Source organism: Ensifer sp. GW101-20A05 (assembly GCF_059424735.1).
Genome location: NZ_JBWKZT010000010.1, coordinates 47,212 through 67,485, shown reverse-complemented (window position 1 = coordinate 67,485; position 20,274 = coordinate 47,212). Strand labels below are relative to the sequence as shown.

Here is a 20,274-nt window from a genome sequence, read left to right as displayed (position 1 = left end):
ACTTTCTGAAACTAGCAATTAAATATGTGGAGGCGCGTTTCCGCGCCTCCCTCGCGGATCAGTAGGGTGCATCCGGGAAATAGTATTCGGACGCGTTTTCCTTGGTGATGAGCGGGCTGCCGAGTACGTAGTGGCCATTGATCGGTGCCTGTGTCGCGAACTTCATAGTCACCAGTTCGATTGCAGGGATGATCAGTGTCGGCGGGTAGAATATGTCCGCATCGACCATTTCGTGGCCGTCCTGGATGAGCTTGATCACCTTGTTCATACCGGAGCCACCCAGCACGGTGACGCCCTTCCGATCTGCCTGCTTGATTGCCTCGATCGCACCGAGGGCGGCATCGTCGTCGCCGGCCCAGACGCCGTCGATCTCCGGGAAGCGCTGCAGGTAGTCCTGCATGACCTCAAAGCCCTTGTCCGGGTTCCAGTTGGCATACTGCATGTCCAGCACCTCAATGCCGGAATCCTTCAGGGCATTCTGGAACGCTTCGATACGGATGTTATCGATGGCGGTCGGGATACCGCGCATGACGACGATCTTTGCGCCGTCCGGGAACTTCTTCTTGAAGTACTCCGCGGCTGCTGTGCCGTACTGCGGATTGTCACCACCAACGTAGAGGTCTTCGATGTTCTTCTCAGCCAGGCCACGGTCGACCACGGCGACAAAAACGCCCTTCGCCTTCGCTGCCTTCACCGGCTCGGTCAGCGGGTCGGATTCCTGAGGAAGCACGATGAGGCCGTCGATCTTACGGCTCATCAGGTCTTCGATATCGTTCACCTGCTGTGTTGCGCTTGACGACGTGACCACCACGAAATCGATGTTCGGGAAAGCCTTTTTCATGGCCTCCACCGTGCGTTTCGTATGGTACACAAGGCCGCCGGTCCAACCGTGATCCGCAGCCGGGATAGATATCCCGATGGTCGCGTCGGCTGCGAACGCGCTTCCTGACATCGCAGCCAACGCGATGCTGCCGGCAGCAAGCAAATTCTTGATCGTGCTTAACATGGTTCCCCTCCCAGAGGACGTGGCTATGAGGTCCGCGAAATGCAGAACTCGGTGAACTGTGATTGAACTGTGGAGCTAGCCCTGCGAGCGGTCGCGCTGGAGCAGAACTGCTACGACGATGATGGCACCCTGCACCGCCCCGTTCAGGTACGGGCTGATGAAGCCGGTCAGATTCAGGATGTTACTGATGAAGCCGAGGATCAGAACGCCGACCACGGTACCCCACACTCGTCCGAAGCCTCCTCCCAACGCCGTACCACCGATGATCACCGAGGCGATGGCCTCGAGTTCCCACATCAAACCGGTCGACGGAGTGGCAGCACCGAGACGCGGTACGTAGATGACGGTCGCTATGCCCACGCAGAGGCCTTGGATGACGTAGGTGAGAATACGGACGCGGTTGACGGGAATTGCGGAATAGAGAGCTACATAGCGGTTCGAACCGATCGCAGCGACGTGACGGCCGAAGCGTGTGCGCCTCATCACGACCTCGGCGATAACGCCGATTACGATCAGGACGAGAATCGGGACGGCGACGCCCCCAACGTTTCCGTAGTAGATCGGCCGGACCGCATCGCGGAGAGAAAAATCGAGCGAGATCGAGCCACCGTCCGAAAGCCACGTTAGGACGGACCTGAAGACGCCCATTGTCCCAAGAGTTACGATAAACGCCTCGACGCGCCCCTTTACGATCATCGCGCCGTTGACGAACCCGGCGACTGCTCCAAGGAACAGAGAGAAACCGATGCCGGCTGCCACAAGCAACCAACCCGCCCCGAACGATCCGGTCGCCTTGTTCATGAACATGATCGCCACCCCGGCAACGAGTGCCGAGAGCGAACCGACCGACAGGTCGAGACCGCCGGCGGTGATCACGAATGTCGCCCCAATGGCGATGATCCCAATGATCGCGCTTCGGGTGAAAACGTTAGACAGGTTTTCAGCTCCGAGGAAATTGCTGCTCATGAGCGAGCCGACGAGCATCAGAATAATGAGGGCAAGCAACGGCCCCGCGGCTTCGACAGCCTTAAACGCCTTCTGCGGCCCGGCTAAACCCGCGCTACCTACGTGCGTTGCCGAAATATCGGACATCGTCTTTCTCCTCCTCCTGAACTCCCATCGCGAGTCTGATGATCTCGCTTTCGTTGATCCCCTCGCCGACAAGCTCGCCAACGGTCTTTCCCTTCCGCATGACGATCACGCGGTGAGAAAGGCCAACGACCTCCTGCATTTCAGATGAGACAACTATGATGGCCCTGCCCTGCTCCGCGAGACGGGCGATGATTTCGTAAATCTGTTGCTTAGCGCCGATATCGACTCCCCGCGTCGGTTCATCGAAGATGACGACGTTCGGGTCCGTGGCGAGAGTTTTGGCGATGAGAACCTTCTGCTGGTTTCCGCCACTGAGTGCTCCGGCCGTCACGTCAATTCGACCGGTTCGGATGTCATAGCCGGAAATCGCCTCGATCAAACGGGCGCGTTCAGCCTTCTTGTTGATCCAAGACTTCCCGGACAACGCGCCCTGCGTAAGGGCAAGGTTCACGTCCAGGCTCTTGCCCAAAAGAAGGCCCTTGGCTTTCCGGTCTTCGGTGAGGTACGCGATACCTAAAGCCCACGCCTCACGTGCCGTCGGCAACTTCCCCGGCTTTCCGGCGTACGAAAACCGCCGGCAATGGGCGCTGCGTAGACCGCAAAGTGCTTCGAAGAGCTCGGTGCGCCCCGACCCCACCAATCCGGCCACGCCTAAAATCTCTCCCGACCTGAGGGAAAACGAAGCATCCGTCACGAAGCCGGGCGTCGTGAGCCCCTCGACCGAAAGGACCTCTTGAGTTTTGGCGGGCGGTTTCTTTTCCGGATAGATTTCGGCGAGCGGACGCCCGACCATCGCTTCCGCCATTTGCGCCTCGGTCAAATGGGAGGCCTTTTCGAGGCGCACTACCTGGCCATCCCGCAGGACAGCCACCCGATCAGCGATCTCCTTTACCTCGTCCAATCGATGCGACGTAAAAATGACGGAGCCGCCGGTCCCTCGAAACTGACGGATTTTCTCGAAAAGACGCTCCGCTTCCGCTCCGGAGAGGACCGCCGTGGGCTCGTCCATCAGGATGATGCGCGGGTCTCGCGCGAATGCCTTCGCGAGTTCGACCATCTGCCAGTCCGATACCGGCAGGTCCTTGAGCTTTGAACGTGGTGCGGCCGACGACCCAAGGTGCCTGAGGCCCTCCTGGGCGAGCAATTCCATCTTCGCCTTGTCGGTGAACGGCCCCTTGCGTAGCTCGCGACCGAGAAAGACGTTCTCGGCCACAGTAAGGTGCGGGGCGAGGCAAAACTCCTGGTGCACCATGATGATGCCAGCCCGTTCCGCCTCGGCCAACGTCGTCGGCGCAGGGCGTCCCTGGAAGCTTGAGTGTCCCGATGAAAGAGGAGCGAGACCGGCCACGATACGCATAAGCGTCGACTTGCCGGCCCCGTTCTCTCCTACGAGGGCGAGGACTTCACCTGCCTGAAGCTCAAGATTTATGCTCTTGAGAACAGCCACACTTCCATAGGACTTTGCGACGTCGCTGAGGGTCAGTAGCGCCATGCTAGGCCCCGATCGCCGCTCCGGAACGGCCCTTTATCTGCTCTTGGTTCACAACAAGAGTAGAGTCGAGCCGACCGTCGAAGAAGTTGACGACGTTGGTAGCCGCGGCGATTGCCATTCGCCGAGCGCAGGCTTCCGTCAGGCCAGCGTTATGCGGAGAGAGGATCGCGCGCTCGCAGGCGAGAAGCGGATTGTCCGGCTTGGGCGGTTCATCGCCGAACACGTCGAGGCCTGCCGCTGCAAGCTGTCGGGCGTTCAAGGCGTCAGCGAGGGCCACTTCGTCAACGAGCCCACCGCGAGCGGTATTTATCAAGATCGCTGTCGGTTTCATTTCGGCCAACTCCGCGCGGCCGATAAGCGGCTGGTCGCCCACCTTCGGCACATGCAGGCTCACCACGTCCGCCCGTCGCAGCCCCTCCAGGAAGTCGGAAACCGGCTGAACGCCTCGGGAAAGCAGCGTCTCGTCGGCCTGGAACCGGTCGTAGGCCAAGACCTCCATGCCGAGCGCCTTCGCGATCTGCGAAAGACGCTGTCCGATCCGACCGAAACCGGCGATGAGGAGCGTGCGCCCGTCCAGTTCGTCGCAATCGAGGCTGTTGCGATAGTTCCAGTCACCGCCGCGCATCCGCTGATCGAAGAGGACCGTACGCCTTGCGGCCGACAGCATCAGCATGGCGGCGTGTTCCGCGACGGCTCGGGAATTGACGTCGCCGACGACCGTTAGTGGAATGCCGCGCCCATTGAGGGCGGGAAGGTCGACAGCGTCGAAGCCGACGCCGTGGCGCGAGACGATCTTGAGGTTGTTTGCCTCGGCGATGTACTCGGCAGAGAGCGGCTGGGTTCGGATAAGGATGGCATCCGCATCCGCAAGATGCGGGCGATAGCTAGGCGCTGAGACTTCTTCGACGTAGGAGACGTCGATGTCGGGACGGTTCAGAACCGCAAGTCCGTCAGGATGAATCTTTCCGGCAACTAGGACGCGGACCATATTAGTATCCTCCCTTGGCATCTGTTTCGCCGCGAGAATGGGACTGATCCGTGAGTTCGCGGAATTTCTTGACACTCGCCTCGGCTGCGCCGGCGAGCAGGCGTACGTCATTGGAGACGGTTACGAGATCAAACCCCCAATCCACGGCCTGAGCCGCGTATTCAGCGGTCCCGTTGTGGAGAGCTGCTCGCTTTCCTGCCTTATGGGTGCGATCCAGGATGTGCCTGATCGCCTCGATCATCTCGGGCTCCTTTCGATCGAACCCGGGGGCGTACTTTTTGCCCTGCAATCCCAAGGTAAGGTCTGCCGGACCGATGTAGACGCCGTCCAAACCGGGCGTCGCCAAAATCTCGTCGAGGTTCTGGTAGGCCTGCGCAGTCTCGATCATCGCGAGGCAGATGATCTCGTCATCGGCCTCGTTCGCGTATCCGGCCCCGGTTGCGAACAGTGCTCTTGTGGGGCCGAAGCTTCGAACTCCGTGCGGCGGATACCGAACATAGGAGACCAGCCGTTCCGCCTCCTCCCTGGTGTTCACCATCGGGCAAACGATCCCGTACGCGCCGGCATCCAGGGCCTTCATGATGTCCGCAGGATCGAGCCATGGGACCCGGACCATCAGCGTAGCGCCACTGGCGCGCATCGCTTGCAGCATCGGCAGTGCGCCGTCATACCCGACTGCGCCGTGCTGCATGTCTATCGTGACCGCGTCATAGCCCTGCCCGGCCATTATCTCGGCACTGAAAGGATTGGCTATCGACAGCCAACCGTTGAGCACAGGTTTCCCGTCCGCCCAGAGGCGCTTAATTCCGTTCTTGATCATTTGGCTAAACCTTAGATGACAACTTGCGCGAGCTTGACGTTCGAGTAGTCGAGGATGCCTTCGACACCGCCTTCACGTCCCATGCCGCTCGCTTTGATGCCGCCGAACGGCGCTTCAGCCGCCGCGAGCGCGAAGCTGTTTACGCCCACCATGCCGGCGGAAAGTTCCGCGACCGCGTCTCTGGCCTTGTTGGCGTCGCTCGTGAAAACGTAGGCCGACAGCCCCATTTCCGACGCATTGGCTCTCTGGAACACTTCGTCGCGATCACGGAAACTCGTGATTGCCGCGATAGGACCGAAGTTTTCCTCCGCCAATGCGAGGGCATCATCCGGCAGCCCGCTGATGACGGTAGGCTCGAAGAAGAAGCCGGTGTTCAGTTCGGCCGGCCGCTTCCCGCCAGCGACGATCTCACCGCCTCGCGACTTCGCGTCGTCGACGATTTTTTCGATGGCGGATAGCCGCCGCTGATTGATCAGCGGGCCCATCTGCGTGTCTTCCTTCAGGCCATGCCCGAGCTTGAGTGCCTTTGCCCGCCGGGCGAACCCTTCCACGAACGCGTCATGGAGGCTGTCGTGGACGTAGAAGCGATCCGGGGTAACGCAGACTTGGCCCGAGTTCGCATATTTGGTCGGGACAGCGAGATCGAGCGTCTTCTCGAGATCGGCATCGTCGAAAACGATCATCGGCGCATTGCCACCCAGCTCCATGCTGACCCGCTTCACGGTTTCGGCGCTGTCACGGATCATTTGCTGACCAACCTGTGTCGAACCCGTCAAGGACACTTTCCGCACGATAGGAGAAGCCATAATGGGCTTGTAGGTGTTCGCTGTCGGTCCGATAAGCAGGTTGGCGACGCCCGCCGGTATTCCAGCCTCTCTGATGCAGTCGAACATGATCATCGCGACGCCCGGAACTTCCACCGAAGGACGAACGATGACCGAGCAGCCAGCGGCCAAGGCCGGCGCAACTTTTCTTGCAATAAGCGCGGCGGGGAAGTTCCAAGCGGTGAAGGCCGCGACGACGCCAACCGGCTCGTGCGTGACTTCGAACCTTCCGCCAGGAACTCGGCTCTCGACAATGCGGCCGTAAATGCGACGGGCCTCTTCCGCGTACCAACGGAACTGGTCAACGGCCAGCCCCCACTCTCTACCGGCCTGAGCGACAGGCTTACCAGTTTCGAGAGTGATCTGGTTTGCGGCCTGCTGGGTCCGTGCCGCCATGACATCGGCAACCTTGTGAAGAAGGTCCGCGCGAGTCCAAGCCGGAGTGTTCTTCCATTTTTGGAATGCGCGCTCCGCGGCGGCGATTGCCGACGTCGTTTCCTCGACGGACGCCGCGGGCACGATACCGAGAACTTCGTTGGTCGCTGGATCGGTAATTTCCGTCGATGCACCAGTCGGCTTGCCGGACCAGGAACCGTCGATGAACAGACCAAGGGCGTCGTACATTTATCCTCCTCCCACACACCGCTCACGATGCGCATGCAATAAAATATGCTGAGTAAAGGAATACGCAATAATAATTGCGTGTCAAGAAAATTTGCAATTATCTTTCTGCGGGGACGTGTTCCCGACCCAAATCGCGGGCCGGGAACACCGTGGTCGCCTTGGGAGGCCGAACCGAAGCAGGAAGCGTTAAGGAATATTTATTGCATAAATCGTATTTACGCAACTTTTTGCTCACTACGAAGCCGCTCTCGGCCAGAATTCGGGGTAGCAGCCACTAGATTTTGCGTATCAGACCCGCGCCCAATCGAATTTCCGGCTTTGATCGTAGCTGATGAGGCAGGTCTTCCACTCGCCACCGCTTTGCGACGACTCGACGGCAGCCTCGATAAACTTGACGCCAAGCGCGCCCTCCCACGCGTCTGGAAACTCGAGCAAGCCTTCGGGCAGCGTCATGCCGTTCTTTCGTGCTTCAATCGCGATGGCGAATTCCTCGTAGAGATTACCCCACGCGTCGGACAGGGCTTCGGGATGGCCACGCGGCATATGGACAAACCGTGCCGCCGGGGCGTCAATGCCCGCGCCCTCGCCACGCGAGAGTGTCTGGGCAGGCGCGTTGAACGGCTTGAAATGTAGAAGCTCCGGGTTTTCCTGGTTCCACTCCAGGCTCGCCTTGTCTCCGAAAACCCTGATTTGGAAGCCACAATGGGTCCCGGCTGCGACTTGGGAGATCATGATCGTGCCCGGGATGCCGCCCTCGTACCTCACATGCATGAAGGCGGTATCTTCAAGAGGCTTATCCGGCCCTAGCGTATGAAACTCTGCACGCACCGAGTTCATCTGCAGCCCCGTCACAAAGGTGCCGAGGTGGTGGCAATGGGTACCGATATCGCCCGTTGTGAAAGCTTTGCCGACGAGTTCCGGTTTCACCCGCCACGCCGCCCCGGCTCCACCTTGAGCAGGAGGAACCAATGCCCACTCTTGGAAGTATTCCACGTGCACCTGCCGTATCGCGCCGAGGAGGCCCCGACGGATCATCGAGCGGGCCTGGCGGACCATCGAATGGGCCGCATAGGCGTAGGTCACCCCGAAGATCAGTCCGGTTTCCTTCTGTCGGCGTACGAGATCAAGGGCGTCCTCAAGGGTTGTTGTCAGCGGTTTGTCGCTGATGACGTCGATACCTTTATCCAGAAAGGCGCAAGCGATGTCGTAATGCGTATTATTCGGCGTGGTGATCGCAACAGCGTCGATACCATCCTCTCGCGCAGCTTCCCTCGCCGCCATTTCTCGGTAGTCGGCATATATCCGATCTTCGCTCAGCAACCATTCGCGGCCGGATTGCAACGCAACATCCGGACGCGATGAAAGCGCTCCGGCAACCACATCCCATCGGTTTGAAAGCCTAGCGCCACGCGCGTGAACCTTTCCGATGAAACTGCCCTGACCTCCGCCAACGACACCAAGCCTGAGCCGTCGTGTCGGTGCGGGAAAGCCGTCAGAAGCCTTATTTTCGTGTCCCATGATCTCCTCCTATCAACACCTTCCCTGCAGTTTGCGGAAACGAACCTTCCGCAACATTTATTGCAGAGGTTGCCCTTGTACGCCGACCATTCGAGGGTAGCAACATTTATTGCAAACATTGACATTGAGCATTTTTAATTGTAATCGATCCTGCGTCGTAACGGCTTTGAGACTAGCCGTGACGACTGGAGGAGCTCGCATGACCATCAGCAAAATTCTCGTCGCCAACCGTTCCGAAATTGCCATCCGCGTGTTTCGCGCAGCCAACGAGCTCGGGATAAAGACGGTCGCGATTTGGGCCGAGGAAGACAAACTTGCCCTGCACAGGTTCAAAGCGGACGAGAGCTATCAGGTCGGTCGGGGGCCTCACCTTGCGCGCGATCTGGGTCCCATCGAAAGCTACCTGTCTATCGATGAAGTTATCCGTGTTGCCAGGTTGTCGGGAGCGGATGCCATCCACCCCGGCTATGGGCTTCTTTCCGAGAGTCCGGAATTCGTGGACGCCTGCAACAACGCAGGCATCACGTTCATTGGCCCGACGGCCGACACAATGCGTCAACTCGGGAACAAGGTGGCTGCACGCAACCTAGCCATCTCGGTCGGGGTGCCTGTCGTGCCGGCGACCGAACCGCTGCCTGACGACATGGCCGAAGTTGCCCGGATGGCTGACGAGATCGGTTATCCGGTGATGTTGAAAGCTTCCTGGGGCGGCGGCGGTCGCGGGATGCGGGTCATTCGCTCAAGCTCGGACCTCGCGCGCGAAGTGACCGAAGCCCAGCGCGAGGCGATGGCGGCTTTCGGTAAAGACGAGGTCTATCTCGAAAAGCTCGTCGAACGCGCCCGGCACGTCGAAAGCCAAGTACTCGGCGATACCCACGGCAACGTCGTTCATCTCTTTGAGCGTGATTGCTCGATCCAGCGCCGCAATCAGAAGGTCGTGGAGCGTGCCCCTGCCCCGTACTTGACCTCGCAACAGAGGTCTGAGCTTGCAGGTTACTCTCTGAAGATTGCCCAAGCCACGAACTATGTCGGCGCTGGCACGGTCGAGTATCTGATGGACGCCGATACCGGAAAATTCTACTTCATCGAGGTCAACCCCCGCATTCAGGTAGAGCACACTGTCACCGAAGTCGTGACGGGCATCGACATCGTCAAGGCTCAGATACACATACTCGACGGGCACGCGATCGGAACAGCCGAATCCGGCGTCCCGAAACAGGAAGACATCCGCTTGAACGGCCATGCGCTGCAGTGCCGCATCACGACCGAAGACCCGGAGCACAACTTCATTCCGGACTACGGCCGCATCACCGCCTATCGCTCAGCGTCGGGCTTCGGCATCCGACTTGACGGCGGCACGTCCTACACCGGCGCGGTTATAACCCGCTATTACGATCCGCTGCTTGTGAAGGTGACCGCGTGGGCTCCCCTCGCATCCGAAGCCATTTCTCGGATGGATCGCGCGCTGCGAGAGTTCCGCATCCGAGGTGTCGCGACCAACCTGACCTTCCTCGAAGCGATCATCGGTCACCCGCATTTCAAAGACAACAGCTACACCACGCGCTTCATCGACACGACGCCCGAACTTTTCGAGCAGGTAAAGCGGCAGGACCGCGCAACCAAGTTGCTGACATATTTGGCTGACGTGACCGTGAACGGACATCCTGAGGCAAAGGATCGCCGACGGCCTCCTGCGAATGCCGCCAAGCCTGTAGTGCCGTACGCAAATGGACTTACGATTCCTGATGGCACGAAGCAACTTCTCGTCGAACTCGGCCCGAAGAAGTTCGGCGAGTGGATGAGAGATCAAAAGCGCGTTCTGATCACGGACACGACGATGCGCGACGGCCACCAGTCGCTCCTCGCCACCCGCGTGCGGACTTACGATATCGCCCGGGTTGCTGGCACTTACGCTCGCGCGCTCCCAAATCTGTTTTCGCTCGAATGCTGGGGCGGCGCGACCTTCGACGTCTCGATGCGCTTCCTAACGGAGGACCCCTGGGAGAGGCTGGCGCTCGTGCGTGAGGCCGCTCCCAATCTGCTGCTGCAGATGCTGCTTCGTGGGGCGAACGGCGTCGGCTACAAGAACTACCCGGACAACGTCGTCAAATACTTCGTCCGGCAGGCAGCCGCCGGCGGCATCGACCTCTTCCGCGTCTTCGACTGTCTGAACTGGGTCGAGAACATGCGGGTGTCGATGGATGCGATCGCCGAGGAAAACAGGCTCTGTGAAGCGACGATCTGCTACACCGGCGACATCCTGAATTCGGCCCGGCCGAAGTATGACCTACGCTACTATGCCGATCTCGCGGGAGAGCTCGAAGCGGCGGGCGCGCACATCATTGCCCTCAAGGACATGGCGGGTTTGTTGAAGCCGGCCGCCGCCACGGTTCTCTTCAAGGCTTTGCGTGACGCCACGAACCTTCCAATCCATTTCCACACACACGACACATCGGGCATTGCGGCGGCAACGGTTCTTGCTGCCGTGGACGCGGGCGTGGACGCGGTTGATGCGGCTATGGACGCCTTTGCCGGCAACACCTCGCAGCCTTGTCTCGGCTCGATCGTCGAGGCCCTCCGAGGTTCGGAGCGTGACCCGGGCCTCGACGCGGAGTGGATACGCCGAATCTCCTTCTACTGGGAGGCCGTTCGTAACCAGTACGCGGCCTTCGAGAGCGACCTCAAAGGGCCGGCGTCTGAGGTATACTTGCACGAAATGCCGGGAGGCCAGTTCACCAATCTCAAGGAGCAGGCGCGTTCACTCGGACTTGAATCCCGTTGGCACGAAGTCGCGCAGGCCTATGCGGACGCCAACCAGATGTTCGGCGACATCGTCAAAGTCACGCCCTCTTCGAAGGTCGTTGGCGACATGGCGTTGATGATGGTCTCTCAGGACCTGACGATCGCAGATGTCGTCAGCCCCGACAGGGACGTCTCCTTCCCGGAATCTGTCGTCTCAATGCTGAGGGGAGACCTCGGTCAACCCCCATCCGGTTGGCCTGAGGCGCTACAGAAGAAGGCTCTCAAGGGTGAAGTTCCCTACACCGTGCGCCCGGGATCGCTCTTCGCCGACGCCGATCTCGATGCCGATCGGAAGGCCATCGAGACCAAGCTGGAGCGCGAGCTCAGCGATTTCGAAATCGCGTCCTACCTCATGTACCCCAAGGTCTTCACCGATTTTGCGATGGCGTCCGACACCTACGGCCCGGTCTCGGTCCTACCGACCCCGTCTTACTTCTATGGTCTTTCGGACGGGGAGGAACTCTTCGCCGACATCGAGAAGGGCAAGACGCTGGTGATTGTCAATCAGGCGATGAGCCAGACCGACAGCCAGGGCATGGTGACTGTGTTTTTCGAACTCAACGGCCAGCCTCGTCGCATCAAGGTGCCGGACCGCGCTCACGGTGCGGTTGGCGCGGCGATCCGCCCCAAGGCTGAGGCGGGCAACACGGCGCACATCGGCGCTCCGATGCCTGGCGTCATTTCCCGTGTCTTCGTCTCAGCAGGCCAAACTGTCAAAGCGGGTGACGTCCTTGTGTCGATCGAGGCCATGAAGATGGAGACGGCAATCCATGCCGAGAGGGATGGAGCGATCGCCGAAGTGCTTGTGAAGGCCGGCGATCAAATCGATGCAAAGGACATGCTCGTGGTTCTGAGTTGAGGATAGACTGATGCCTCTTATGAAAGTCCATATTGTTGAGAATGTTTGGACGCCGGAGGAGCGGGACGCCCTGCTCGACGTCGTACATGAGGTCATGGTCCGGTGCTTTCGCGTTCCGGACCGCGATCGATACCAGATTTTGCAGGAGCACCCTTCGTCGCACCTTCGGGCAATGGACACGGGTTTAGGGTTTGAGCGAACATCCCGGTTCGTCCTTCTCGAGGTGGTGTCCCGGCCCCGGCCTAAAGACGACAAGGCAGAATTCTATCGCGAACTGTGCTCCGCTCTCAGCGAACAATCCGGCGTACTGCCTTCGGATTTGATGATCTCATTCGTGACCAACACCGACGAGGATTGGTCTTTCGGGATGGGAGAAGCGCAGTTCCTCACAGGTAGCCTTTAATCCGGGTGGATACTTAGAGGTGCCGTCGATGACCAACGGTCGAAACCGACTTTGCTCTATTGAGGTCGACCATCAGCAAGGCAGGCTGGATGCTCGGTTACAGCGCGAGCAATCGGTCGTGATTGCGGATTTGTTGGAAAACAACCGCTTTGAACCCATCGGCCGCGATGAGAGTGGTCCCTACAGGCTGCGTGTGTCCACACGCAGCGCAAAGCTCTCATTTCAGATATCGACGGAAGATCACCTTCCGATCGTCTCGCACATTTTGTCCTTCACTCCCTTCAGGCGGGTAATGAAAGACTACGCACTGATCTGTGAGGCACACCTGCGAGCCGCGGCGACCTGGAATGCGCATCGCATAGAGGCGCTGGATATGGGCCGGAGAGCCCTCCACGATGCCGGCGCAGACCTACTCAAGGAACGACTCTCCACTTGGGTAAAAATGGACCACGCGGCGACTGTTCACGCTCATAGCTGTCCCCTCCTTAGTACGCGTGACAATCGACGAAGCTGCCCACATTCGAACGGCTTGCTAAATGTGAGAACCAGAGGGGTGACCAATGCGCGATAGGCCATTCCCTTTGCCCGCCGATTTTGGGCCGAAGACAATCATAAAGAAAATTGGGAATTATCTCGCCTGCTAGAAATTGCATTATCGGCACCCGGTCCAGCTTATCGTACTCTCATGATGATTCTTGCAGCCACGATAGGTATGCCAAGGCCTCATGAGCCAGCTTTCGCTCAATTTCGCACCTCTCAACGTAACCGGGAACACGTCCGTTCTGGTTGGTCGACAACCGTTTGACGCGGAACGGCTCGCTGACCTAAGGGCTGAGTTCAACGGCAGCCATGCCTTCCATCGAAGCGGCATGGATGACACCATAATCGACATTCCTCTTGTCAAAGACGCAGAGCCCTTGGGCAATGTGCGTGAGACGATTGATCTTCTGCGTGAACGCAGGCTTTGGCCAACACTTCTTTCCGCCTCCCTGCTACGTGCTTTCGGCGGCGTCCGCGACATAATGTCGGATCGCCCGGTCAGCGTAGTTGGCCCCATGAGCCGCGGCTATCTACTTCATTATGAGCTTCCTGACTGGATTCAGCGTCGGACTCTGCTTCGCTTCGAGACTAGAACCATTCACATCGAGGGAAAGAGCACGCTCGGAATCGCATGCGAAACCAAGTTGAAGAGCTTTATAGCCGCACCCTGCTCTGTGCTCCTTGCCCACGGAATTCCGCTGCAGGGACGTTACGTCACCATCCGGCAACCTGCCACCGATCCTCGCGTCTTGGCCCGCGTACGGCTCGTAGGAAGAGTTGTCGCGGTGGAAGGCGACAGATTGACTCTCACCGACAACGCGGAGGGCTATGAGACAGTTCTAACCAGCGAGGCATTTCTGGAACCCCGCCGCGAGATCATGGAAGACTGTGTGAACCGCCTTCTCGGACGACGGGCGCGCGCGGTTTTAGACGAAGCCGAGCGTCAGGCAGCTCTGTTCCACTCTGGTCCCGGACGAAGAGATCAGATCGCAGACGCACTGAAATACCTCCGAGAAAAGGCAAACCTCGAGGCGGTACCGGGGGCGACGTTCGCGGTGGGCGACCTGCTATCGAGCCACAGCAGGTCTTTTCCTAAGACCGAGATCATTTCACCGCCCACTTTGCTTTTCGACCCGAGCGGAACGCGAAAAGACGCATGGAAAGAGCGCGGTCTCAAAGAAAACGGTCCGTTCGACCAAAGGACGTTCAGTCCGAAACAACTGCGGATAGCCGTGGTGTGCCAGGCGCGCCATGAAGGCAGGGTTGATGGGTTCCTCGCAAAATTTCTCGAGGGAATGCCGAGCGTATTGACAGGTTCGAAGAAGGAGGCGCGTTTCGGAGACGGTCTCCTACGACGCTTCCAACTCGACAAGCCATCGGTGAGCTATTTCACGACAGCGGGCGCGTCTGCAGAGGACTATTTGACCGCAAGCAGGGCAGCGCTCTCGAAATCAGCCGACGAAGGCTTCAAATGGGATTTGGCTATCGTTCAGGTCGAGGAAGAATTTAAGGCTTCTGACGGAGGCGACAATCCTTACTACGCCACCAAATCGGTCTTCTTGAAAAGGGATGTCCCGGTCCAGAGCATCCGACTCGAAACCATGGCGCAGCCTGACGGAGAACTCGTTTTCTCGCTCAATCACTTGAGCCTCGCCACCTACGCGAAGCTTGGCGGTACTCCTTGGCTGCTTGCAGCTCAGCAGACGGTCGCCCACGAATTGGTAATTGGCCTCGGGTCTCATACAGAGTCAACGAGCCGAATTGGCGTGGGAAAACGCTTCGTCGGAATAACGACAGTGTTTTCGAGCGACGGCAGCTATTTGCTAAGTGATCGAACCGCGGTGGTACCCTACGAAGACTATGCGGTGGCACTTTACGACACCCTCAAGCGGGCAATAACGACCATTCGGACCCAAGACAATTGGCGCAGTTCCGACAAAGTCCGGCTTGTGTTCCATATGTTCAAAGCACTCAAGGACGTTGAGGCCGAAGCCGTCGAGCGTGTCGTTCAGGACCTCCACCTTCAGAATGTAACCTTCGCATTTGTTCATGTCGCGCCAGACCATCCTTTCATAGCGTTCGACCACGCGCAGAAGGGATATGGGTTTCGCGATCCAAAGAAGGGCGTCCTCGGCCCCAGCCGAGGATTGCATATCAAATTGGGCGACAGGGAGTCGCTGGTTGTCTTTTCGGGGGCTTCGGAACTCAAGCGCCCGGAGGACGGGATGCCCCGCCCTTGCCTTCTGAAGCTTCACCACCTGTCGACATTCACCGACATGACTTACATCTCTCGCCAGGCTTTCGCTTTCGCAGGCCACTCCTGGCGAACGATGTCACCCGAGCCGTTCCCGATCACGATCCGCTATTCTGACCTAATTTCGGAGCGGTTGACCGGACTGGCCGCTGTTCCAGGCTGGGACGCGGAAGCTGTGAAATTCGGTCAGATCGGAAGAACATTGTGGTTCCTATAGCTTCCATAGCCCTGGCTGACATCCACGAAGCGCTCCGCGCGATGGCGCACGTGTCCCACGATCTTCCCTGTCACGTGGCCGCCTTCTGCGCATGGATTACCGGCAACCAAGCCGATTTACGAACCCAAGTGGGACGTGCGTTGGATTTCGACGGCCAATCGAGGCATCCCGAGCACATCGCCGCACTCGGCTTTGGTGCAGCAGGCAAGGTCCTCGATGCAGAACAGTCGTCGCTCATGAAAGAGGAGGTGAGGCACTTATCAGGCCGAAATTTCTTCTCGCCCGGACGCCCTCTGCGCATTGAGGCTGACGGCGTCGGCCTTCTGGGGATTGCCTTGGGAGCCGCTGCAGGCGAAGCCGGGGGCCAGTGGCTCGTCTCCCTTCTCAAACAGGCGTCATCCACAACCGATTCCTGGCAACAGGGTTTGATCCGGGCCGCTCGAATTGTCTCCGGCGAAGGGGACATTCGCATTTCCCCTCCCGAATTATCCGTTGCGTTGGCAGAAGCACTCGGCTGGCCGGTTAATGACAAGGATGTCGAGGGGGCTTGGCAATCGTCAGCCCAGATGTCGCCGCATACCGACGGCGTCGCCCGGGATGCCGTGCGTCTTGCTGTTTTTAGATTCGCTCTCGCGAGACTGGCCCACGTGTCGGTGGGTGCGGCGGGGGTCGAGGACCTGAAGACGCTGCTTCTAGGTTCAGGGCGCGCCCTGAAGCTGTGGCGCTATGAGGACAAACGCCGGACAGCCAATTCCGCCATAGCTCGGTGGGACATCGAGAACGAGTACCACGTTCAATCACTGCTTTGGGCGATCCTGGCACCGGTTTTCCCGGACCTCGAGGACGAAGAAAACCTCCCGTCCGTCGGACATAAACACCCACGGGCCGATCTTGGTATCCCTTCATTACGTACAGTTGTCGAGGTGAAATTCCTGCGCTCCTCCGGACAGGCTGCGCTCGCGAAGGTGATCGAGGAAGTTGCAGCAGACACGAGTTTATACCTCAGCACCGACAGCGGCTACGACAACATCATGGTAGTGGTCTGGGACGACAGTGCGCAGACCGAGCAACATCACGAGTTGAAAACCGGGATAGAGTCGATCCGGGGGATCACTTGCGCTGTGATCTTATCGCGCCCCTTGAAGATGAAACGATGACCGAGCACCGATTGGACCCCAATTGGACCTCGCCACGAACCGGACATGACTGGCGTGACGATGAACTTATGTTGGCGGTAGCCTGGCTCAAAGGCTTGGTCCCGCGTCGCGACATCGAGCGTCGCCTCGATGCGGCCAAAGAGCATCTGGCGAGGGCTCGGCAACTTCAAAGAAACGGAGAGCGGCCCTCCCTTTTCGATGAGAACGATACGATCGCTTGGTACATCTTGCAGGCTGAAACGTTCGCAACGGACCGGATGTTCTTCGCGCCTGAGGGGATAATGCGCGCGGTGCCTTATCTTACCCGCATCGGCAAGGAGCTATCGATGATGCTTTCCGTCAAGGGTGCGGAAGAGCGAGCGGCGCGAATGATGACGACAGACCGCAAGCAGCCTGACGGGCCGCTGTTTGAGTTGCTTGTAGGCTTGGCATGGAAGCGTAACGGCTGGAAAGACGTGGAATTCTTGCCCGAGAAAAAAGGGGTCGCGAGAACCCCGGACCTCTTGGCCTCGAAGGCCCGAACAACCTGGGCAGTTGAATGCAAGCGGATGGTCCCGTCGACATACGCAAAGAGCGAACGTGTCATTGGAATGAAGCTCGCGGACCCCGTTCATGCGATGTGCCTTGAGCGGTACGTGTCCCACGTGGTCGAGGTGATCTACAAAATCGAGATGTCGAATATCCCGGAAAACTATCTCGTCAACACGGTCGAGCGCACTTTGGCACGTAAACTCTCTTACGGCTGGGATGACGAGATTTCGAGGGGAATTGTCCGGCCAGTGGAGTGGAATCTTGCCCGTCGTGTGCTGGCGAACGATTACGTCTACTACGGCGGTAGCCGGATGATCGAGCTCCTCGCAGGTCGATACGAGCATGACGCAGACTATAGCATGGCGGCGAAATGGCGACCCAGGCCGGACAGGCCAGAGTATGCCGATGCGGTTTATCAAGCCAGCGTCGTTGTCTGGGGCTGCGTCGCGGCGGAGGCCACGAAGAGGAAAGCTGCGCATTTCCGAAGAGTTCTGGCCAACGCAGAGGGCCAATTGCCGAACGATACCCCCGGCGCGATCCATGTGGGTATTGAAACCTATTCTGGAAATTTCGTGGATTATTTCCGCCACATGCAAAATCGCTCGGAGGCACGCTCATTCCGACCCACAACTTCGCGCCTCCGTTGGGTCTATGCCAATCATTTCGTTCCAGAGGACACGACACGTCGCGACGAGACCTGGGCGATCACAGAGACGATGGTGCCTTACAGGGTCGGCAAGCACGGCACTAAGTCGCCCCTTCCCGGCCACATGCTTGTCTCGCCGGAAGCCGAAGCTGACCCATGGTCACACTGGTCGCGTCCGCGAAAGTGAGCGGTACCTGAAACGAAGCCAATCTCCAATTATTTGGCGTCGCGAAAGGAAGGGGGTCCGAGCATCTCGTCCACGATGTCCACGTCGAGTTGGAAGCGTCAGTGAGGGGAAGCGCTACCGAATATCAGAAAGTCGCGCGCGAGAAGTTGCTCGTCCCTCCCGCAAGTGCGGCTGGCCATAGCGGCTTGTTCACAGGTAGCGTCAACTCGACGCGTCTGCGTGTTGTCATCGCTTCGACCACCTGCTCCGCGAGACACGTGGCGACGAGTCCATCCCAAGCCGACGATCCGTCCTCCGGAGGCACACCGTGCCGAACGCCGTCGACCCATGCCTGGTTTTGAATTCGATAAGCGTCACGGAAACGTGGAATCCAGTCTTTGGCGAAAGCAGCGGCTTCTAGTCCACCATGGCGAACTCGCGTGGATGCGGGATGGGCCATGCCGATCGTGCCGTTTGTGCAGACCGCCTCCGCGTGGACATGGTAGCCGTATCCTGCGTTCATGAAGACCTCGACCGAGACCAGTCCCCCCGCCGACGTTTCGAAGACAAAGAGCGAGGGGTCTCCGCTTTGCCCTGAGGCGGGGCTTGGAACAACCGTGACTGCCGTATACTCAGTCGACAAGAGCCAGCGACAGACATCGAGCTCGTGGACTAGAGCGTTGGTGACGGCCATAGCTCCCGTAAACCACGACGGGGCAGCCGCGTTGCGGTGCTGGCAATGCAGAATGCGCACGTCGCCCAACGTCTTCCCATCGATCCAAGTCTTCATTTCGCGATACGAAGGGTCGAAACGCCGCATGAAGCCGGTTTGCACCAGTCGACGGCCGCGACGAACTTCAGCCTCGACTATATCCAGACATTCGGCCGCACTGGCAGCCAGCGGTTTTTCGCAGAGTACCGGTTTGCCCGCTTCTATGGCCGCGAGCACAAGCCGATGATGCGTCGCGTCGGGGGAGGCCACCAGAACCGCCTCGACTTCTGGGTCTGCGATCAGGGCCTCTGCATCAACCAGAGCCCTCGCCCCGTGCGCAGCCATTTCGGCGCGCTCCACGTCGGCATCCGCAACGGCGACGAGGTGCGCGCCCGAAACCTCGGACGCGACGATACGAGCGTGTTCCGCGCCCATGATGCCTGCACCGATTACACCTACGCCAATGCTCTTCATGCTCACTCCTGCGGGAACGGTGTTGTTACGAGTTACGCAAATCGTTTGTTCGATTGCGCATGAAGGGCATCGTCAAACCTCGCCCGGTCCCAGTTTTCCGCGGTGGCGCGGGCCAGCAGGTCCTGCTGGCTTTCCGGCGCGAGCCCTCCGATCGGCGGTTCGGTATCGAGGTTTGTCGGAAAGGGATAACCGTCGGCCGTCGCGGCGATGACAGCACGCCGACCGGCCGGCGATAGCTTGGAAAGATGCGGAAAGACGGCGCGCGCCATGGCGGTGCGGTCGAGGCTTTCCATATGGCGTGCAAATGCCGAGGCCGTCTGGATGAGATTTACCATGCGCACGATATCCGTCGTTCGGTTTTCGCCTGCGGCATGGAAGAGCGCGGGGCTAAAGAAGATGACGTCGCCCTTCTCCAGCGGAAGTTGGACGCAGTTCTCCTCGAAGTAGTCCCTGAATTCTGGGCGTGTGGCCGCGATGTAACCCGGTAGGTAACGCTGTGAGTGCGGCAATAGCTTCGTGGTTCCACTCTCGACAGGCATGTCGCAATGCGCGACGCCGCCCTGCAGGATAAGCGTCGGCCCTGTCGCGTGGATATGAGGCGGATACTCCGCCATCTGTTCGGGCGTCATGAAACCGAGATGATAATCACGGTGCGGCGCTTGGGCCTTGCCGCCGGGGCGCACTTGGTTGACTTGCGTGGCGATCTGGTATCCCGGCCCGAGCCAGGCGCGGCAGGCGATGTCAATCACGGGGTTGGCCATATAGCGGGCATAGACGTCCGGCGCGCGCAGGCAGAGCTTCTGGAGGCTGTTCCAGATGCGATCGTTGGCCCCGGCTTTGGCGAAATGGTCGCCCGCTGACGATCCCGCCGCCCGCTCGTCGGCGATGATATCGCGGAAGACGTCGCTCGCCGCGTCAATGGCACCCGGGTCCGTGAATGCGTGTTTGACCACAAAGACGCCTGGCCCGTCGCCGATTACAGATGCCCACTCCGTTCCAGCGCTGTCGCTGACCTCCGCGCCGGAATAGATCGGGATGTTTTTCTCGATCGCGATTGCCGTCGGGCACATCGCGCTGGTGGTTTTCTTTTCCACCTCGCGACGGAAGTCCGCGAGATTGATCGTGGATGCTATGTCGGTCATCAAAAAC

At 59.2% G+C, this 20,274-nt stretch carries 15 protein-coding genes; 6 read left to right on the top strand and 9 right to left on the bottom strand.

Annotated elements, in window-relative coordinates:
- Positions 1-58 precede the first annotated feature (58 nt).
- The 7 genes from AC070A_RS22780 to AC070A_RS22750 form a co-directional block, all read right to left on the bottom strand.
- Positions 59-1,006 (bottom strand): substrate-binding domain-containing protein, encoded by a 948-nt coding sequence (locus AC070A_RS22780; protein WP_492384580.1) that lies wholly within the window; start codon positions 1,004-1,006, stop codon positions 59-61.
- A 75-nt stretch (positions 1,007-1,081) separates the two neighbouring features.
- Positions 1,082-2,098, bottom strand: a complete 1,017-nt coding sequence (locus AC070A_RS22775) for an ABC transporter permease (RefSeq protein ID WP_492384579.1) — start codon at positions 2,096-2,098, stop codon at positions 1,082-1,084.
- A complete protein-coding gene (locus tag AC070A_RS22770; protein ID WP_492384578.1) occupies positions 2,067-3,590 on the bottom strand; it encodes a sugar ABC transporter ATP-binding protein in 1,524 nt (507 codons plus the stop codon). Before AC070A_RS22770 ends, AC070A_RS22775 begins: the two co-directional genes overlap by 32 nt.
- Before the next feature lies 1 nt (position 3,591).
- The gene (locus tag AC070A_RS22765; RefSeq protein ID WP_492384577.1) at positions 3,592-4,578 is read right to left on the bottom strand and encodes a hydroxyacid dehydrogenase; all 987 of its coding nucleotides are present in this window, start codon (positions 4,576-4,578) and stop codon (positions 3,592-3,594) included.
- Position 4,579: 1 nt separating this feature from the next.
- On the bottom strand, positions 4,580-5,398 hold the full coding sequence (locus tag AC070A_RS22760; protein ID WP_492384576.1) for an HpcH/HpaI aldolase family protein: 819 nt from the start codon (positions 5,396-5,398) through the stop codon (positions 4,580-4,582).
- Positions 5,399-5,409: 11 nt separating this feature from the next.
- Complete coding sequence (locus AC070A_RS22755; protein WP_492384575.1) at positions 5,410-6,846, bottom strand: NAD-dependent succinate-semialdehyde dehydrogenase; 1,437 nt, start codon at positions 6,844-6,846, stop codon at positions 5,410-5,412.
- Positions 6,847-7,134: 288 nt separating this feature from the next.
- On the bottom strand, positions 7,135-8,364 hold the full coding sequence (locus tag AC070A_RS22750) for a Gfo/Idh/MocA family protein (RefSeq protein WP_492384574.1): 1,230 nt from the start codon (positions 8,362-8,364) through the stop codon (positions 7,135-7,137).
- Positions 8,365-8,563: 199 nt separating this feature from the next.
- On the opposite strand from AC070A_RS22750, the gene pyc reads away from it, so the two are divergent.
- The 6 genes from pyc (at position 8,564) to AC070A_RS22720 (ending at position 17,960) form a co-directional block, all read left to right on the top strand.
- Positions 8,564-12,025, top strand: a complete 3,462-nt coding sequence (gene pyc / locus AC070A_RS22745) for a pyruvate carboxylase (protein ID WP_494773590.1) — start codon at positions 8,564-8,566, stop codon at positions 12,023-12,025.
- A gap of 10 nt (positions 12,026-12,035) precedes the next feature.
- Positions 12,036-12,428, top strand: coding sequence for a tautomerase family protein (locus tag AC070A_RS22740; protein ID WP_492384572.1), 393 nt, complete (start codon positions 12,036-12,038; stop codon positions 12,426-12,428).
- 28 nt (positions 12,429-12,456) lie between these two features.
- On the top strand, positions 12,457-12,999 hold the full coding sequence (locus AC070A_RS22735; protein ID WP_494773589.1) for a UPF0262 family protein: 543 nt from the start codon (positions 12,457-12,459) through the stop codon (positions 12,997-12,999).
- Positions 13,000-13,153: 154 nt separating this feature from the next.
- The gene (locus tag AC070A_RS22730; RefSeq protein WP_494773588.1) at positions 13,154-15,439 is read left to right on the top strand and encodes an argonaute/piwi family protein; all 2,286 of its coding nucleotides are present in this window, start codon (positions 13,154-13,156) and stop codon (positions 15,437-15,439) included.
- Between the two features lie 41 nt (positions 15,440-15,480).
- On the top strand, positions 15,481-16,596 hold the full coding sequence (locus tag AC070A_RS22725; RefSeq protein ID WP_492384569.1) for a PD-(D/E)XK nuclease domain-containing protein: 1,116 nt from the start codon (positions 15,481-15,483) through the stop codon (positions 16,594-16,596).
- A complete protein-coding gene (locus tag AC070A_RS22720; RefSeq protein WP_492384568.1) occupies positions 16,593-17,960 on the top strand; it encodes a hypothetical protein in 1,368 nt (455 codons plus the stop codon). Before AC070A_RS22725 ends, AC070A_RS22720 begins: the two co-directional genes overlap by 4 nt.
- A 124-nt stretch (positions 17,961-18,084) precedes the next feature.
- Here the strand turns inward: AC070A_RS22720 and AC070A_RS22715 are convergent, their stop codons facing one another.
- Both AC070A_RS22715 and AC070A_RS22710 read right to left on the bottom strand, forming a co-directional pair.
- Positions 18,085-19,125 carry a Gfo/Idh/MocA family protein gene (locus AC070A_RS22715; protein WP_492384567.1) on the bottom strand — a complete coding sequence of 347 codons (1,041 nt, stop codon included), beginning with the start codon at positions 19,123-19,125 and terminating at the stop codon, positions 18,085-18,087.
- Positions 19,126-19,157: 32 nt separating this feature from the next.
- Positions 19,158-20,267, bottom strand: a complete 1,110-nt coding sequence (locus AC070A_RS22710; protein ID WP_492384566.1) for a phytanoyl-CoA dioxygenase family protein — start codon at positions 20,265-20,267, stop codon at positions 19,158-19,160.
- Between the last annotated feature and the right edge of the window lie 7 nt (positions 20,268-20,274).

Bases quoted from the DNA above. Each gene is read 5' to 3' on its own strand.
- AC070A_RS22780 (WP_492384580.1), bottom strand. From the start codon at position 1,006: ATGTTAAGCACGATCAAGAATTTGCTTGCTGCCGGCAGCATCGCGTTG.
- AC070A_RS22775 (WP_492384579.1), bottom strand. From the start codon at position 2,098: ATGTCCGATATTTCGGCAACGCACGTAGGTAGCGCGGGTTTAGCCGGG.
- AC070A_RS22770 (WP_492384578.1), bottom strand. From the start codon at position 3,590: ATGGCGCTACTGACCCTCAGCGACGTCGCAAAGTCCTATGGAAGTGTG.
- AC070A_RS22765 (WP_492384577.1), bottom strand. From the start codon at position 4,578: ATGGTCCGCGTCCTAGTTGCCGGAAAGATTCATCCTGACGGACTTGCG.
- AC070A_RS22760 (WP_492384576.1), bottom strand. From the start codon at position 5,398: ATGATCAAGAACGGAATTAAGCGCCTCTGGGCGGACGGGAAACCTGTG.
- AC070A_RS22755 (WP_492384575.1), bottom strand. From the start codon at position 6,846: ATGTACGACGCCCTTGGTCTGTTCATCGACGGTTCCTGGTCCGGCAAG.
- AC070A_RS22750 (WP_492384574.1), bottom strand. From the start codon at position 8,364: ATGGGACACGAAAATAAGGCTTCTGACGGCTTTCCCGCACCGACACGA.
- pyc (WP_494773590.1), top strand. From the start codon at position 8,564: ATGACCATCAGCAAAATTCTCGTCGCCAACCGTTCCGAAATTGCCATC.
- AC070A_RS22740 (WP_492384572.1), top strand. From the start codon at position 12,036: ATGCCTCTTATGAAAGTCCATATTGTTGAGAATGTTTGGACGCCGGAG.
- AC070A_RS22735 (WP_494773589.1), top strand. From the start codon at position 12,457: ATGACCAACGGTCGAAACCGACTTTGCTCTATTGAGGTCGACCATCAG.
- AC070A_RS22730 (WP_494773588.1), top strand. From the start codon at position 13,154: ATGAGCCAGCTTTCGCTCAATTTCGCACCTCTCAACGTAACCGGGAAC.
- AC070A_RS22725 (WP_492384569.1), top strand. From the start codon at position 15,481: ATGGCGCACGTGTCCCACGATCTTCCCTGTCACGTGGCCGCCTTCTGC.
- AC070A_RS22720 (WP_492384568.1), top strand. From the start codon at position 16,593: ATGACCGAGCACCGATTGGACCCCAATTGGACCTCGCCACGAACCGGA.
- AC070A_RS22715 (WP_492384567.1), bottom strand. From the start codon at position 19,125: ATGAAGAGCATTGGCGTAGGTGTAATCGGTGCAGGCATCATGGGCGCG.
- AC070A_RS22710 (WP_492384566.1), bottom strand. From the start codon at position 20,267: ATGACCGACATAGCATCCACGATCAATCTCGCGGACTTCCGTCGCGAG.